The sequence below is a fragment of the Micromonospora sp. M51 genome (assembly GCF_018070305.1).
In the GTDB taxonomy this organism is placed as follows: domain Bacteria; phylum Actinomycetota; class Actinomycetes; order Mycobacteriales; family Micromonosporaceae; genus Micromonospora; species Micromonospora parva.
Genome location: NZ_JAGPXZ010001571.1, coordinates 1 through 380, shown reverse-complemented (window position 1 = coordinate 380; position 380 = coordinate 1). Strand labels below are relative to the sequence as shown.

The 380-nt window shown below is 75.0% G+C and carries 1 protein-coding gene; it reads right to left on the bottom strand.

Annotated features, from left to right (window positions below; genetic code table 11):
* On the bottom strand, positions 1 to 343 hold a 343-nt coding region (locus tag KBX53_RS36000), incomplete at its 3' end, for a TetR/AcrR family transcriptional regulator (RefSeq protein WP_210864143.1).
* Between the last annotated feature and the right edge of the window lie 37 nt (positions 344 to 380).

Here is a 380-nt window from a genome sequence, read left to right as displayed (position 1 = left end):
GGGTGGCGAGCTGGTGGAAGTTGTCGAACAGCTCGGGGTCCTCCCGCGCCATCCGGCGTTTGGTGCCGCTCAGCTCCGCCAGCCAGCGGCGCAGCCGTCGTGGGGCCGGGCCGGGCCCGGTGGCCACCTCGATCAGCGGGGTGGACACCCGGGCCAGCCACCGTTCGGCGACCGCGTCGCGCAGCGCCGCCTTGCTGGCGAAGTGCCGGTAGACGCTGCCGTGGCTCACGCCCAGCGCGCGGGCGACGTCCAGCACAGTGGCCTTGGCCGGCCCGTAGCGGCGCAGCACCTCCTCGGCGGTGTCGAGGATGCGGTCGGCCGTCAGGGCGGTGGCGTCGCTCATCGCTCAAGCCTTCCTGACGGCGCGACCGGCCGTGGCG